General features: G+C 66.6%; 16 protein-coding genes. 8 read left to right on the top strand and 8 right to left on the bottom strand.

Annotated features, from left to right (window positions below; all coding sequences use genetic code 11):
* The first annotated feature begins 19 nt into the window (after positions 1-19).
* The 3 genes from Amac_RS15940 (at position 20) to Amac_RS15950 (ending at position 3127) form a co-directional block, all read left to right on the top strand.
* On the top strand, positions 20-625 hold the full coding sequence (locus Amac_RS15940; protein ID WP_155355160.1) for a TetR/AcrR family transcriptional regulator: 606 nt from the start codon (positions 20-22) through the stop codon (positions 623-625).
* Positions 626-864: 239 nt separating this feature from the next.
* Complete coding sequence (locus Amac_RS15945; protein WP_155355161.1) at positions 865-2013, top strand: Gfo/Idh/MocA family protein; 1149 nt, start codon at positions 865-867, stop codon at positions 2011-2013.
* 142 nt (positions 2014-2155) lie between these two features.
* Positions 2156-3127: an aldo/keto reductase gene (locus Amac_RS15950; RefSeq protein ID WP_155355162.1), complete on the top strand. Its 972-nt coding sequence runs from the start codon at positions 2156-2158 to the stop codon at positions 3125-3127.
* Between the two features lie 101 nt (positions 3128-3228).
* Here Amac_RS15950 and Amac_RS15955 read toward each other — a convergent pair whose 3' ends face one another.
* From Amac_RS15955 to Amac_RS15975, 5 genes are all read right to left on the bottom strand, one after another.
* On the bottom strand, positions 3229-3585 hold the full coding sequence (locus Amac_RS15955) for an EthD domain-containing protein (protein WP_246268381.1): 357 nt from the start codon (positions 3583-3585) through the stop codon (positions 3229-3231).
* A 99-nt stretch (positions 3586-3684) separates the two neighbouring features.
* The gene (locus Amac_RS15960; RefSeq protein WP_307729728.1) at positions 3685-5400 is read right to left on the bottom strand and encodes a carboxylesterase/lipase family protein; all 1716 of its coding nucleotides are present in this window, start codon (positions 5398-5400) and stop codon (positions 3685-3687) included.
* Entirely contained in the window at positions 5354-6508 is a 1155-nt protein-coding gene (locus Amac_RS15965) for an LLM class flavin-dependent oxidoreductase (RefSeq protein ID WP_155355165.1), read from the bottom strand. Before Amac_RS15965 ends, Amac_RS15960 begins: the two co-directional genes overlap by 47 nt.
* A 74-nt stretch (positions 6509-6582) precedes the next feature.
* Positions 6583-7092 carry a flavin reductase family protein gene (locus tag Amac_RS15970; RefSeq protein WP_218041111.1) on the bottom strand — a complete coding sequence of 170 codons (510 nt, stop codon included), beginning with the start codon at positions 7090-7092 and terminating at the stop codon, positions 6583-6585.
* Positions 7093-7103: 11 nt separating this feature from the next.
* Positions 7104-7259 carry a hypothetical protein gene (locus tag Amac_RS15975; protein ID WP_155355166.1) on the bottom strand — a complete coding sequence of 52 codons (156 nt, stop codon included), beginning with the start codon at positions 7257-7259 and terminating at the stop codon, positions 7104-7106.
* Positions 7260-7602: 343 nt separating this feature from the next.
* Between Amac_RS15975 and Amac_RS15980 the strand changes: the two genes are divergently transcribed.
* The 5 genes from Amac_RS15980 to Amac_RS16000 are packed head-to-tail and all read left to right on the top strand — an operon-like array spanning position 7603 to position 12910.
* The gene (locus Amac_RS15980; RefSeq protein WP_218041112.1) at positions 7603-8454 is read left to right on the top strand and encodes an IclR family transcriptional regulator; all 852 of its coding nucleotides are present in this window, start codon (positions 7603-7605) and stop codon (positions 8452-8454) included.
* 15 nt (positions 8455-8469) lie between these two features.
* A complete protein-coding gene (locus Amac_RS15985) occupies positions 8470-9795 on the top strand; it encodes a M24 family metallopeptidase (protein WP_155355168.1) in 1326 nt (441 codons plus the stop codon).
* 19 nt (positions 9796-9814) lie between these two features.
* A complete protein-coding gene (locus tag Amac_RS15990; RefSeq protein ID WP_155355169.1) occupies positions 9815-10954 on the top strand; it encodes an LLM class flavin-dependent oxidoreductase in 1140 nt (379 codons plus the stop codon).
* A 4-nt stretch (positions 10955-10958) separates the two neighbouring features.
* Positions 10959-11501, top strand: a complete 543-nt coding sequence (locus tag Amac_RS15995; protein ID WP_155355170.1) for an NADPH-dependent FMN reductase — start codon at positions 10959-10961, stop codon at positions 11499-11501.
* Positions 11498-12910 carry an FAD-binding oxidoreductase gene (locus Amac_RS16000; protein WP_246268374.1) on the top strand — a complete coding sequence of 471 codons (1413 nt, stop codon included), beginning with the start codon at positions 11498-11500 and terminating at the stop codon, positions 12908-12910. The genes Amac_RS15995 and Amac_RS16000 overlap by 4 nt, the downstream gene beginning before the upstream one ends.
* A 30-nt stretch (positions 12911-12940) precedes the next feature.
* On the opposite strand, the gene Amac_RS16005 is transcribed toward Amac_RS16000, so the two are convergent.
* Genes Amac_RS16005 through Amac_RS16015 form a run of 3 tightly spaced genes read right to left on the bottom strand, consistent with a single transcriptional unit; the run spans position 12941 to position 15554 of the window.
* Positions 12941-13567 (bottom strand): maleylpyruvate isomerase N-terminal domain-containing protein, encoded by a 627-nt coding sequence (locus tag Amac_RS16005; RefSeq protein ID WP_155355171.1) that lies wholly within the window; start codon positions 13565-13567, stop codon positions 12941-12943.
* Positions 13564-14400 (bottom strand): fumarylacetoacetate hydrolase family protein, encoded by an 837-nt coding sequence (locus tag Amac_RS16010; protein WP_155355172.1) that lies wholly within the window; start codon positions 14398-14400, stop codon positions 13564-13566. The genes Amac_RS16005 and Amac_RS16010 overlap by 4 nt, the downstream gene beginning before the upstream one ends.
* A complete protein-coding gene (locus Amac_RS16015; protein ID WP_155355173.1) occupies positions 14397-15554 on the bottom strand; it encodes a cupin domain-containing protein in 1158 nt (385 codons plus the stop codon). Before Amac_RS16015 ends, Amac_RS16010 begins: the two co-directional genes overlap by 4 nt.
* Positions 15555-15568: the final 14 nt, after the last annotated feature.

Here is a 15568-nt window from a genome sequence, read left to right on the forward strand (position 1 = left end):
TATCTAGTACCATGGCCGCATGGGAACGGCAGCGGGGGCCGCGCTCGGCCGGCCGAGGGAGTTCGACGTGAATCAGGCGCTCGACCGTGCCGTCGAGGTCTTCTGGCGCCAAGGATATGAGGCCACCAGCCTCACTGATCTGACGCTCGCGATGGGGATCAACAAACCGAGCCTCTACGCGGCCTTCGGGAACAAGGAGAAGCTCTTCCGAAGTGCCTTGGAGCGCTACACGGAGGGTCCCGGATCCTATGCCGCCAGGGCGGTCGAGAAGTCCACGGCCAAGGAGGTCGTGGAGGCGTTCCTCCTCGGCGCCGTCGATGCGACGACGAAGGCTCTGTCGCCGCACGGCTGCCTGGGGGTGCAGGGCGCTCTTGCCGCCAGCGACGAAGGACGGGGGATCCACGACCTGCTTGCCGAGTGGCGGGACGGAGCGCGCGCGCTCTTGGAGGTCCGCTTTCGGCGAGCCGTGGAGGAGGGCGACCTCGACGGCGACGTCGATCCGGCCAGGCTGGCTCGGTACGTCATCACGTTGTCGTTCGGGGTGGCCGTGCAGGCCGCCGGCGACGTCCCTGCGGACGAGCTTGCCGGGGTCGTCGAGCAGACCATGCTTCACTGGCGCCCCTGACTCGGGCGTCACCACCTAGACAGCCACGGCCCCCGCTGCCAGCACCAATTGGCAGCGGGGGCCGACGTGCGTCGAGGCCCGGGCAAGCCGCCCCCTCGACAGGGGGTGTTGCCTGCTTCACGCGGGCCATTTTTGTACCGATCGGAATACAACCCTCCGGCGGTCAGTTCTGGTCGACCGTGCGCCGAAGGTCGGCCGCACATCGCCCATCAAGGACGATCCGGACGCGAGGAGCCGCGATGACGACCAAGGAACCACGCCCGCCCACGACTGACGGACCCCAGCAGGCCACCAACCCCCAACGGCTCTCCCGTCCCATTGGCGTGGGCGTCGTCGGCCTCAGTGCTAGAGGTGGGTGGGGAGCCGGCGCGCATCTTCCGGCCATGTCGGCCGCAGGCGGCTTCGAGCTCCGAGGCCTCGTCGCCAGCTCCGAGAGCACGGCTCGCGCCGCGACCGAGCGCCACCGAGCACCGTGGTTCACGTCAGCCGAGGAACTGGCCAACGCCAAGGACGTCGATCTCGTCGTAGTCACCGTAAAGACGCCCAGACACCGCGAACTCGTCCTGCCAGCGCTGGCCGCGGGGAAGCCGGTGTTCTGCGAGTGGCCACTTGCGGTGGATCACCGCGAAGCAGAGGAGATGGCCCGTGCAGCCGGGCAGCTCCAGACGTTCGTCGGACTGCAGGGGCAGTCCTCGCCCTCATTCCGGTGGCTCGCCGACCTGGTGCGCGAGGGATTCGTGGGCGACGTCATCTCCGCGACCCTCAACTCATCGGCGCAGGAGTGGGGGTCGCCCACTGACGAGGGCACGCTCTACACCCTCGACAAGAGGTCGGGCGCTGGCATGATGGGCATCGCATTCGGCCATGCCATCGACCCCGTCCTCATGGTGGTCGGCGAGTTGCGAGATGTTGTGGCGACGACGGCTACACGCCATCCCCAAGTGCCGCTCGGACGGACGGGGACCTACGTACCCATGACGTCCGAGGACCAGATCGCCATCTCAGGCACGCTGGCCAGTGGAGCCGTGCTCTCGGCCCACCAGCGCGGCGGCATCGCCGCGGGCTCGGCGTTCTGGCTGCGCATCGACGGCACCGAGGGAACGCTCGAGGCGACGGCCAGCAACCACCCGCACATCGTGCCGGTCTCGGTTCGGGGGTCGCGGGGGACCCAGCCGCTGGCTCCCATGTTGCTCCCCGACGGCTACGACGACTTCCCCAGCTTGTCCCGATCTCCCATCCACACCCTCACGCATGCCTACGCCCGAGTTCGCCAGAACCTGCTCGGGGACGCCAAGACCGTGCCGGGCTTCACCCACGCCGCCACTCGTCACCGGCTACTGGGCGCGATCGCGGAGTCCGCTGAGACCGGGCGGCGGGTCGAGCTGTGAGTGGGCCCCGCCAGATCGCAGGACAACCCCGGTCTTGACGAGGCCAGCGCAGTGGATGCCCTGCGAGGTTCGCCGCAGCCGTTCGGCTGTTGGCGTCGTGATAGGTTCAGTACCGATCGGTACATATATGTAGGGAGGAAAGATGAGAAAGCACAACCTTGGTGACCTTGAGGTGGCTCGCATCGGGCTCGGGGCGATGGGCATGTCCGCGTTCTACACAGGCGCGGGCAAGGCCGACGATGAGGCGGTTCGTGTCCTGCAGCGGGCGGTTGACGTGGGAGTCACCCACATCGACACGGCGGAGGTGTACGGCCCGTACGCCAACGAGGAGCTCGTCGGGCGAGCGCTGAAGGGCCGGCGCGACGAGGTGGTATTGGCAACCAAGTTCGGCCTGGTGGCGCACGCCGGAGGCTCGGCCCCCGACAGCTCGCCGGAGAACGTCCGCAGGGCCGTCGAGGGATCGCTGACGCGACTCGGCACCGACCGCATCGACCTCTACTACCAGCACCGCGTGGACCCCGACACGCCCATCGAGGAGACCGTGGGAGTGCTTGCCGACCTGGTCGAGCAAGGCAAGGTGCGCTACATCGGCCTCTCGGAGGCGAGCGTGCAAACGATTCGGCGAGCCCATCAGGTACATCCGATCGCGGCCGTGCAGTCGGAGTACTCGCTCTGGTCACGCGATCCCGAGTCTGCGATCCTGCCCGCCCTGCGAGAACTCGGCATCGGTTTCGTGCCTTACTCTCCGCTCGGACGCGGCTTCCTGACCGGGAGCCTGCGCTCGCTCGACGGGCTCGACGCCGATGACTGGCGGCGTACGAACCCGCGATTCGCTGACGGCAACCTAGAGCGCAACTTGCGCATCGTCGACGAGGTCGAGGCTGTGGCCAGCGAGGTCGGCGCGACCTCTGCCCAGGTCGCACTGGCATGGCTGCTCGCGCAGGGTGGTGACATCGCACCAATCCCGGGAACGACCAAGATGTCGCGACTCGAGGAGAACGCGGCTGCGGACGAGGTCAGCCTCAGCGAGGATCAGGTCGCGAGGCTGAACGCTCTTGAGCCCGCGGTCGGGGCGCGCTACGACGAGGAGAACATGGCGACCATCGACGCCTGACCGAGCACCAGATGAACGCACACCTAGACGGTATGACGTTACCCCTCGGGTCACGTCATACCGTCTAGCCGTAACAGTTCGTTCTCACCGGTCGACGTCCCTCAGAGGCTGCTGAGGTCCGTGTCATACTCGTCCACCAGGCACATGTACATGTGGCTCCGGTCGAACAGCTTCTCTTCGTCCTCGATCACCATCGCTCGGAACTCGTCCGGCATCGGCTCGACGAAGAATCCTTGGTAGAACTCCTCGTTACACCAGATCTCTACGATCACGTCGAATCCGAAGTCTCGAACCTCACCGGTGACGGGCGGAGCGATGGGAGTCAGGTACCGCCGCGTCCACCGCTCGACGCCAGGCTTGCTCAGGTACTCATTAAAGAGCGGACAATGGACGTTTTCGTAATAGTCGCGGAACTCCTCGTCCGTGAGCCCCTCTCGCTTCTTAAAGATTCCGACCATCTTGATCAATTTTGATCATCCTTTCATCTCCGGTGCCTCGACATTTCGAGACGTTGTCGACCAGTGAGCAGGGGACGTCGGCGACCCGTCGTCCATCCGTCAACGAGACGTCACATCCGTCAGTCGGTTGAACGCGTCGAGTGCCCTCATCCGGTCGTCCTGCACCCAGGTGGACACGGTGGGTACGGGCGAGTCCCATTCGACTGTGTTCGGGGCATCTTCTGCGAACGCGGGCCAACCCGACTCCACTCCAATGAGCAAGGGTGCGGTATTCGGGTCACCGTTCGCGGCGAAGGCCGACCACGCCGTACGCAGCTGCTCACCGAGCTGCCGGTCCGCATTGGTCCAGGGGAAGTCCATCGACGAGAAGGAGCCGAACAGGTAGGGGAGGTCGGCTCCGTGGACCGCACCGCCGAACTCCTTCTCGAGTACCCTGCTGTCCGAAGGAATCGGCAACTCGCGCTGGAAGCGGAAGTGCCACACCGGACTCGAGCCGTGTCGCGACTGCAGCCGCGCCGCAGTCCAGGTCGACCAGTTGAACACGCGATCCGCCTCCAGTTGCCGACTCGCGTTGGGGACCTCCGCATCGGAGTCCGCCGGGTAGAGACGGAGCATGTCCTCGGCGCAAGACCCGTACGTCGACCTCACGTACTGCTCGTAGTGGCGGACGCTAGACAGGAACGGCAAGCCTGCCCCCTCGTTCCCAACGCCGCCGACGAGCATCGGCACATCGATGGCACGACCACTCGCATACGCCTCGAGAGGCGACTCACGCAGCACGTGGCCGTCGACGACGGGGTAGCCGCAGTCGAAGGAATGCATGCTGGTGGGCGCACCCGGGGCGAGCACGTTGATCCAGGCACCCATGGCCCTGGGAAGCGTCGCGTCCACCAATACGTCGGCCGGGATCTCCCGAAGCTGCGCGGCCGTGCGAACCCCGAGGACTCGGCCGAGTTCTGTCCCCGCGTCCTCCCCGGCCGCTAGCGTCTGCGGGTTGGCGGGATGACCAGGGCCGTCGAGAGCGGGGGCAAGTCCCGGTCCGCTGTGGACGACTGCTCGGTGGAAAAGCCCGCGCGCGTGGTCACACGCACGAAGGTTGTGCACGCTGTGCCCGCCCGCGGACACACCTCCCACTGACACCCGTCCAGGGTCGCCGCCGAACGCCTCGATGTTGTCCCGCACCCAGCGCAACGACTCGACCTGGTCGAGCAGCCCGTAGTTGCCGGAGACGCCCTCGTCCGACTCTGCGGAGAGCGCCGGATGTGCCAGGAAACCGAGCCGCCCCAGTCGGTAGTTGACCGTCACCACCGTCACGCCAGAGCGCGCCAGTTCCGTGCCGTCGTAGAGGGGATTGGCCGCCGACCCGAAATGGAACCCGCCGAAGTGAAACCATACGAGGACTGGCCGCTGAGCGTCGCCCTCGGGCCCCGTCCACACGTTCAGGTAGAGGCAGTCCTCGTCGAACTCGTTCTCGCCGCCCCAGTAGAGCGAACGCGGGGAGACCGCCGGCTGTGGGGCACTCGGGGAGTAGCGCTGTGCGGACCTCACACCGCGCCACGGATCGACCGCGGTCGGGGGCCTCCACCGCAGGTCTCCGATAGGGGGCGCAGCGTAGGGTACGCCGAGGAACCTGCGGACGCGGTCATCGGACGAGACGCTGCCGTCGAGGCGTCCTGACTGCACCGTCACCTGTGCGCCACTCATCGGGCTCCCCACCACGGGAGGGAGTCCAGCAACATCACAGGCCGCAGCCGCCCGCGCGACCCATTCACCATGAATAGTTGCGATCTTCCGGAGGCGACCAGACGCCGGCATCGTGGAGCCGGTCGAGAACCGCACGGAAGTCGAGGACTTCGCGCGGGCTCCACAATGGGAAATTGATCAGGATGTTGCTAGTCGCGGTGCGCCGCTTCATGTCGATGAGCTGCTCCGCGACCTGGTCCGCCGTCCCGAGGAACTTGAGGATGCCCCGTCCGCTACCCCACTCCTGAGCTGCTTCCTCGCGCGTCTTCCCCTCGAACAGCGCCTCGATCGACTTGATGTCGCCGAGGATGTCTGCCGTCAGCTCCATCGTGGCGTCGTAGTTCAGGCTTCGGCAGAGCCGCTCGTACTCCTCCTCGGCCTCCCCTTCGTTCTCGCGCACGATGGCGATGGCGAAGGGGCTCAGCCCCAGAGGCTCTTCCCTGCCGACGGATGTGGCGATTCCTTGTGCCCGGGTCTCCGTCTCGAGCACCTTCTCGACGCTGTTGCCCGCGACCACCAGCATGTCGCAGTGCTGGGCGGCGAACTCTATGCCTGCCGGCGAAGCACCGGCGCTGACGAGGAGCGGATGGGGCTTCTGCATCGGTCGGGGGGCCTTGATCCGCCCTCGCAGCCTGTAGTACTTGCCGTCGACCTCGATCGGTTCGTCCTCCGTCCACAGGCGCTTCACGATCTCGACGAACTCCCCCGCCATGGCGTAACGCTCGTCGTGCTCGACCATGATGTCCTGGCCGAATAGGCGGGCCTCCGGATCACCGAACCCCGTGACGACGTTCCACCCCCAGCGGCCCTCACTGAAGGCGTCGAGGGTCGCACCCATGCGGGCGATGTGAGCAGGCTTGTGATGCGTGGTGTGGAAGGTCGTGATGACACCGATGTTCTCGGTCACGGCGAACAGGCCCATCGCCAGCATCGGCGCGTGGTACTTAGGCGACTGGTGCCCGCCACGCTCGGCGGCACGCTGGTGCCCCGACCAGGTGTCGGCGATGAAGAGGGTGTCGAATCCCGTTGCCTCGGCAGCCTGCGCCATATCGCAGAAGACGCGCTTGTTGAGCGGCGGTGTTGCCTGCGCAGCCTCCTCCGACCAGATGTGGTCGGTCTGACCTGTCGGGAAGAAGTAGCCGAAGCTCAACTCGTCTGGGTTCTCGCGACGCATCTTCATAATGTTCCTTTCGGCGCCCGGATGTGGGTCCGCGCTAACGTGACACTGGGAATCGAAGTTGTCAGCCCACGCTCCTAGGGCGAGACCGGTACTGCAGCATTTTCGGTAATCAGGTTGAGTGACGCATAGGTGCTCTTGTAGTACAGGAGCGGACCCCGCTTGGTCTCGGCGTCCAGCTCGATGGCGACGACCTCCGCCGCGACGATGGTGTGGTCACCCCCGTCGTACTCTCCCCAAATGCGGCAGTCGAAGGTGACGAGCGCGCCACCGATCAGCGGCGCGCCATGCTGACTCGGTCGCCATTCGACGCCACTGAACTTGTCACTGCCGCTGCGGGAGAAGGAGACTGACAGCGCTGTCTGCCCGTCGGCCAGGACGTTGATGGCGAAGGTATCGAGGGGCCTGATCCGAGGCCACGTCGTGGAGCTGCGGGAGGGCGAGAACGTCACGAGCGGCGGGTCAAGCGAGAGCGAGGAGAACGACTGGCAGGTGAAGCCAACCGGTCCCTCCTCGGTCATTCCCGTGATGACGGTCAGCCCTGAGCCGAAGTGGCTGAGAGCAACACGCATCGAGGTCGGGTTCACATCGGTCTCCTTCAGCCGTCTTCAGGCAACGTGATCAGGTGGCCCATCCGATCGCGCTTCGTGGTGAGGTAGGCAAGGTTGTGGGTGGTGACGCGGTCCTCATCGTCGGTGACCACCACCATCTGGCCCCGCTGCAGTGTCGCAAGCGCTTCCTGCACTGCCTGCATGGTCGACCTCCGTCCTTCATGTGGCTCGTCGGGAACCGTGACGCCTGAGTTACGAAGGTTCCTCGGCAGCGCTGCCGACACCAGACCCGTTCCGCTGTGCAGAACACGAGCGACCAGGGGCGGGCGTCTCGCCATCGCCACCTGGCGGTTCCGCAGAGCAGAACGCTGCTGGTGCACCGTGCGCCCGTCCGGGAGCGTACGTAATCGATTCACGAACGTGAAACTCGACGGAAACGACGCGGAGCGGAGGCAGTGCCATGACGGCGTTCGGCTCTCCCTCGCCTCGGTATTTGCGGCGCCATCGCACTGCCCTCGCCCACCGTTACCTGCCGGGTGGGCGACCGTGAGCGCGGGCACCTTCAACCCGGCGACGCATGCGCCGGAGCCTCTCGTCGAAGGAGCGGGAACGTCCGGGACAGACGCGGGCAACATCCGGCCGGCCTACGCGATCTCGTCGGTCGACAACGCTCTTCACCTCGTGCAGATGCTGGCCCGAGATGGCGCCGTTCGGGTGAGTGGTGCGGCTGCAGAGCTGGGAGTGGCGAAGTCGACCGCTCACCGACTCCTGGGGATGCTCTGCTATCGGGGTTTTGCCACGAAGGATGGAGACCGGCTCTACCGCAGCGGCCCTGCCCTGAGCGCTGTCCGACAGAGTGGGTCACGGCATGGGGAGTTGTCCCTGGTCGCCCGACCCTTCCTGGAGCGGCTCCAGCGGGAGTCCAACGAGACCGTCCATCTGGTTGTCCTTCGAGAGACGAGCGTGGAGTTCCTCACCAGTCTCGAATGCACCCAGCCGTTGCGAGTCGGGTCGAGGGCTGGCGCAGTGATGCCCGCCTACCGCACCTCGGGTGGTCGTGCGTTCCTCGCCGCTCTCTCGGAGGCAGACCTCGTGCGGCTGTTCCCCGACGGCTCGCCAGACCCCGAGCTCGACTGGACTACGTTCCTGCGCTCGCTCGAGATCGTTCGTCGTCGCGGCTATGGGATCAGCGCCGGCGAGACGGAACGCGGCATCACCGCCATCGGGGCGACAGTCCGTGGCCCCGACGGCGACCCGATCGCCGCCGTGGCGATCTCCGCTCCCTCGCTGCGGTTCCAACGCAGCCAGCTCCCGAGGGCTGCGGCACTTCTCCATCGTCACATCGAAATGCTCGAGACCGAGTTCGTGCGTCTGTCGCCACGTCGCGTGGCCGGCTAAAGAGAGAAGAAGTGTATGTCTAGTGAGTCCCGCCGCTTTCCGCCGACCCGCCGGGCCATCCCAGCGGAGGCCCAAGCCACGCGTGAGCTGCTGAAGTACGTGCCCCAGATGCCGCTGGAGGAACGAGATCGTCGCTGGGATCGGCTTCGCAAGCGCATGATCATGGCGGACGTCGAAGCCCTGGTGTTCTTGGGCAACGACATCTACTGGGGCATGGGGATGGCCAACATCAAGTACGTGTTCCAGGTCGACTCACAGATCGGTGCGGACGGACTGTTCTGTCTCGATGGTGAGCCGGTGGTCTGGAACACCTTGCCCCACATGAACCGGCCGACCAGCCACTACCTGTCGCTCCAGGAGTGGATAACCGATATCCGTGACCGCGGCGGCATGGGCGCCATTGCTGAGGAGCTCCGGGCGCGCGGCTTGGACCGAGCCAGGATCGGCTTGGTCAGCTTCTCGTCGAGTGTGCAGACCACACCGACACTGCTGCATCGTGACATGGTCGAGCTCGAGCGGGTGCTGCCGAACGTCACTTGGGTCGAGGCCAACCATCTTCTCCAGGAGATGCGGGTGGTCAAGAGTGAGGCCGAGATCGACATGCTGCGCGCTGCGTCCAAGATCTCGCGTCTGACGGTGGACGCGATGATCGCCACGGCTCGTCCCGGCGTGCCCGATGCTGCCGTGTACGCCGAGATGATCCGTACCCAGATCGCCAACGGCGCCGATCCCAACATCTTCAACCTGTTCTCGGCCGGCCCGCTGGAGCACGACCCTAACGAGCTGTGGCACCTGCTGCATGGGTGCGACCAGCCGCTGACGCCGTCGATGCGACCGTTGCAGGACGGTGACCTGATCGTGGCGGAGTGGCACACGAAGTACGCCGGCTACCGGTGTCACACCGAGTACACGGTGTTCGTCGGCAAGCGCGCTCCCGACCAGCTTCTGCGGCTGTGGGACATCGCTGGGGAGTGCCTCGAGGCCAGCAAGTCGGCGCTGACGGCTGGCCGCACCATCCGGGAGGCGCTGCAGATTCTGCGCGAACCCGCTCGCAAGGCCGACGTGGACTGGGTCGAGCTCGGCTTCCACGCTATGGGTCTGGCGTCTCCCGAGTTTCCCACCGTCGTGTACGAGGACGGGTGGGGCACCAAGTCGCTCAACGGCCACAACATCGGCGACTTGGTGCTCGAGGAAGGGATGACCTTCGGCAACAACATCGATCTCCACGACTCCAAGTGGAAGCCCGACGTCGGCGTCATGCTGTCCGACTTCATGGTTGTGCGCCCCGACCAAGCCGAGTGCCTGGTGGGCACCCCCCGCGAACTCGCCCAGACCGGCTGAGCACGAAGGAGCCGAGACCTTGAAAGAGATCAACACCGACCCTGATGCCCTGAGCATCAGCTACTTCTTCCCAGCCGGACAGACGAACCACGTCTGGTCTGACGAGGCGTCGAGGCGAACGCCGCGCATGAACCGCCGCAACCTGCTGGCACTCGCCCAGGCAGCCGAGGATGTCGGCTTCGACTCCATGTTCATTGCGGACAACTGGTCGGGTCATCAGCGAGCGGCCGAGCGCGGTGGCCACCAGGCTCCGGCTTTCCATGCCCCGATGCTGGCGATGGGCATCTTTGCGGTCACCGACCACATCGGCGTCATCACCACCCTGCATACCACTCACCACCACCCGGCACACGTGGCGCGCATGGGGGCAGCCCTCGATGCCTTCAGCGGCGGTCGCTGGGGCTGGAACGCGGTGACGGGCCACGCTGAGGCGGAAGCCGCCCTCTTCGGCGAACCCTTCGTGGAGCACGACGAGCGCTACGCCATGGCGACCGAGTTCGTCCAGGTGGTCCAGGCGCTCTGGCGCGAGGACGAGCCCATCGACCACATCGGCAAGTTCTACCGTTCCCAAGGTCGGGTGAAGGCACCGCGTGTCGTCCAACAGCCCCGACCGCTCATCGTCAGTGCCGGCGCGTCCACGGCCGGCACCGCATTCGCGGCCGAGTGGTGCGACGCGCTCGTCACACTCGCCCGCACCGAGGCCGATGTGCGATCACTCGACGAGCGCCTTCAGGCCCAGCTCCGCGGGCGGAGGGTGACGAGTTGGCCCTTTGCCATCTGCATCGTCCGGGATGGTGAGGGCGAAGCCGAAGAGGAGTACCGCCACCTCCTGCGTTCCCTGAACGCAGATGCAGCCTGGGAGATCGCCGGCGACATCCTCGGATCCATCGAGACTGCCCAGGCGATGTTCGACCGACTCGGTCGCGAAGAGGCGGTTCGCGCGATCGGGTCGGGCAACGCCATGCTCCAGCTGATCGGAACGCCCGGCCAGGTGGCGGAGCAACTCATGTCACTCAAGCGGAACACAGGGGCGGGCGGCGTGCTCATCAACTTCCCGCTGTGGAGTCCTCGCGAGCTGCGGAACTTCGGCGTGGTGCTCGGCAAGTTGGAGGAAGCAGGCATGCGCACCCCACCGGCCAGTCGTGACTACAGCTGGTAGGAAGATGTCGACCACCGACGTTGACCGCTGGGGAACGACGTCCTTGCGTGTCGTCACGGTCGTCGGGAACCCCAAGCCTTTGTCGCGTACGTTCCGCGCCGCGGAGGCCGTCGTCGCTGCACTGGTCGGTCGGCCACCGGACGAGGCCGTCGACATCATCGGCCTAGGTGCCGACCTGATGGACTGGACCTCGTCGACAGTTGCGCAGAAGGTGGACCTCCTCGCGTCGGCGGACCTGGCCGTCATCGCCAGCCCGACCTACAAGGGCTCGTATACGGGCCTGTTGAAGATCTTCCTCGACCGCATCGCCGCCGGTCGGCTTGCTGGCGTTACTGCCATCCCGGTGATGTTGGCTGCCGACCCCAGGCACGCACTTGCTGGCGAGGTCCACCTCAAGCCGGTGCTGTCGGAGCTGGGTGCCAGCTGTCCGACGTCGGCTGTGTTCCTCCACGAGGACCGCTTCGACGATCCCGCAGCGCTCGACGCCTGGCTGCCGGCGGCTCGCCGACAGCTTCGGAGCCTCCTCCCGGCGGAGGCTCCGCGATGAGGGAGAGAGGCTTCGTCGAGCCGGCCATGAACGGACCCGTTGAGCAGCTGGTGTCATGTCTGTCGCCGGGCACGGTCGTCACCGACCCCGCGATTGTCGCGAACTACCGGTTCGACTGGGCGCGTGATCCCAGCGCCGGTGTGCCGGCCGCGGTGGTCCGTGCTCGCTCGACGGCCGATGTGCAGACGGTGCTCCGCTGGGCTTCGGAGAACCGGGTTCCGGTCGTGCCTCGCGGAGCCGGGTCGTCTCTGGCCGGTGGCGCATCCGGTGTCGAGGGTGGCGTCACGCTCAGCCTCGAGCTAATGCGCGACGTCTCGGTAGACGTCGGTAACCGAGTCGCCGTGGCGCAGGCCGGCGCGATCACGGCGGACGTCAAGACCGCAGCGGCCGCCCACGGCCTGTGGTACCCACCCGATCCGTCGTCGTACGAGATGAGTTCCATCGGAGGCAACGCGGCGACGAATGCGGGTGGTCTGTGCTGTCTGAAGTACGGCGTGACCGGTGACTACGTCCTTGGTATGGAGGTCGTCCTGGCCGACGGGAGGATCATCCGGCTGGGCGGGCCCAGGCTCAAGGACGTCGCGGGTTTGCCGCTCCTGAGACTGTTCGTCGGTTCGGAGGGTACCCTCGGCGTGATCACCGAGCTCACCCTCCGCTTGCTGCCACCGCCGCCTGCACCCGCCACCCTGACCGCCACGTTCGGCTCGGTTGAGGCCGCCGCGGAAGCCGTCGTCGCCATCACTCGGCAAGTACGACCCGCCATGCTCGAGTTGATGGATCGGGTCGCCATCAACGCGGTGGAGGACCTGATCCGGATGGACCTGGACCGAAGTAGCGAAGCCCTCCTTCTGGCGCGTTCGGACGCCCCGGGGGCGGCCGCAGCGGACGAACTGGCGATCATCGAGGCGGCCTGCCAAGCGAGCGGCGCGCGGGAGGTTTACACGACCACCGAGCAGGACGAGGGCGACGCCTTCATCCACGCACGTCGCTCGGCATTGCCGGCGATGGAGCGGCTGGGCGTACTGCTCATCGAGGACGTCGGCGTTCCTGTGCCCGCTCTGCCCGAGCTGGTGCGCGGGATCCGCGGGATCGCGGAGGCGCGAAACACCATCATCTCCGTCATCGCCCACGCTGGTGACGGCAACACACACCCCGTCATCGCCTACCCCCCTGGCGACGACGAGGCCGAAGCGCGAGCCCGGCTGGCATTCGGCGACGTGATGATGTTGGCGATCGAACTCGGCGGCACCATCACGGGCGAGCACGGCGTGGGCCGGCTCAAGACCCCGTGGCTCCTAGACCAGCTCGGCCACGACAGCATGGCACTCACGCGCCAGATCAAGGACGCGCTTGATCCCGCACACATCCTCAACCCCGGGGTGATGCTGCCCGAAGAGCCGAGCGCCTAAGGACGTCGGCGGCAACGCAGACGACCCAAGCTAGAGCCAGGGTGTCAGCGCTGGTGCGTCGACGACCTGGTGCGGGCGCCCGGTCAACCACGCCACCTCATCGGCCAGTGACGCGGTGATCGCCGGGACGTCGCCCCGCTTGGCGAGAACATCATCCCGAAGCGCGCGCAAGAAGTCGGTAGGTAGGTCCTGGAACCGGTAACCAACATCGAGATCTACCAGGTGCACGTAGACCTCCCGGGCCCGCAACCACGGGATCTCACTAGCCGGCAACGGTCGCCCTTGAGCCGTCACCACCTCGCGGACCCACTGGGCCTCGCTCAGCCCGTCCCAGCCACGGTGCAGGCTCGCAGCCGAGTCCAGGACCCGTGCCGCCAACTCCTGCGCGGACAGCAGGAGCCCCTTCTCGATGCCATTGGCGCGGTCTTCGGGGCTGGCGTACATCGGTGTGACGTGGCCAGTCTCGGCCCACCGCACGAGATTTCCCAGCGCATCGGCATTGGCCGCGAGGTGCGCGAGCACATGGCGCCTGGTCCAGCCGGGCAGGCAAGTCAGGGTTCCGAGGCTGGCGTCGTCCACCCTGGCCAACGCCTCGCCGAGTCGCACGGTCCCGTCGTGGACCCACTCTTGCGACGCGATCCGCGGGTGACGAGTCATGGACGTGCGCCTACGATCAGGTTGCGACAGCCGCCGATGCCCTCAATGTGGGTCGCGACCACATCGCCGTCGTTCAGATACCGGCGGGGCTCGCGAGCATGACCGACCCCCGCGGGGGTGCCCGTGGCAATGATGTCGCCGGGGTTCAACCGGACGATCGTGGACACGTAGCGAACGAGGTCAACAGGGTTGAAGAGCAGCGTGCCGGTTCGGTCCTCCTGCATAGCCTCACCCCCGACGAGGGTCCGTACCATGAGGTCGGGGCGAACGCCACCGTCGAGTTCGTCCGGCGTGACGAGGTACGGCCCCAGCGGGGTGGAGGAGTCCCAGATCTTTCCCTGGGTCCACTCGATGGTGCGGAACTGCCAGTCACGCACCGATATGTCGTTCATCACCGTGAAGCCCGCGATCGCTGCCACCGCCTCCGCTTCGTCTGCCCGACGCACCGAGCGGCCGATCACGACTGCGAGCTCTACCTCCCAGTCGAGGGCCTCGGTCTCGGAAGGCTTGGCGATGTCGTCGTGTGCGCCTAGGAGCGAGTCGGCGAACTTCGTGAACAGCGTGGGATATTCCGGCAGCTCCCGCCCCATCTCGCGGATGTGGCCGGTGTAGTTGTGGCCTACGCAGATGATCTTCGCCGGGCGTGGCACCACCGGGGCGAAGTCCGCACCAGAGGCTGGCGAAGAGGTCACGTCGGGAGTCTGTGCGAGATCTGGCCACCCCGGATCGGCCAGCAGAGCGCCAACGTCGGGGAACCCGAGGTGGAGGTGTCGATCTCCCTCTAGGCGCACTGCCGAAGTGCCCTCTGCCGTGCGGATCGTCGCTAACCTCATCGGACCGCGTCCTCCGCGTCGTGCCGGTGGAGGCCGAGGGCCTCGAAGACGGGGGCGTCGGAGAAGCGGAATAGGTCAAGGGCTCCGGAGTCAGAGTCGCTGGCGCTGGCCTCCGAGCGCGCCGAGAACTCCTGCCAGGACGGGACTACGAAGAGGTCGCCGCGGCTGACGCTCCAGGTGTGCTCGCCCACGCTGACGGTGCCGGAACCGTCGAACACCTGGTAGACCGACGACCCGGTGTCGCGCGTCGGGGCCGTCTCGCTGCCGCGCGCGACCCGATGCATCTCCGCACGGATAGTGGGCAGCACGTCGCCGCCGGTGACGGGGTTGGTGTAACGCACCGCCGCATGTCCAGGCTCGACCGTAGCCTGGTACCCCTCGCCCTCGAGAGCTAGCTGGTCCGAGAGTGCCCGGTCAGTGTGCTTCCACTTGTACGCGAGGAGTGGGGAACCGCGACCCGACGTCAGACCGGCGACGGGACGGAGGCCCGGATGAGCCCAGAGACGCTCCGACCGCGATCGGTCGGGGGTGCCCCGCTCTGCCTCAGAGATCTCGGAACGTCCGAACTCGAAGAACTGGCTCTCAATTGCGTACTGGAGTGGAATGTCGAGGCCGTCGATCCACGCCATCGGCTCGTCCGTGGCGTTGTGATGAGCATGCCAGTTCCACCCCGCCTGCGGCAGGAAGTCCCCGCGCCTCATCGGGACGGGGTCCCCGTCCACGACCGTCCAGACTTCCTGGCCCTCAACGACGAAGCGAAAGGCGTGCTGGGTGTGCCGGTGCTCCGGCGCGTCCTCGCCCGGCATCAGATACTGGATCGCGGCCCACAATGTCGGCGTGGCAAACGGCCGGCCTCCCATCGAGGGGTTGGCGAGCGCGATCGCTCGGCGCTCACCTCCCCGACCAACGGGAACGAGTTCGCCAGCCTGCGCAGCCAGCCGACGAAGCCGATCCCAGCGCCACACGTGCGGAGTCGCACCCGGACGAGGGTGGGTCGGCATCAGGTCGCCGATCTCAGTCCACAGCGGGACCAAGAACTCGTCCTCGAAGCCTCGGTAGAGAGTCTTGAGGGCAGGTGTGACCTGGGGTTGGTCGGGTGCCGCCACCGGCTGCACGCGCACCGGCGTCTGGACAGAGCTCGTGTATGACCTCATGCAGACACTGTGCA

It is taken from the genome of Acrocarpospora macrocephala (assembly GCF_009687865.1).
Classification (GTDB): Bacteria; Actinomycetota; Actinomycetes; order Streptosporangiales; family Streptosporangiaceae; genus Acrocarpospora; species Acrocarpospora macrocephala.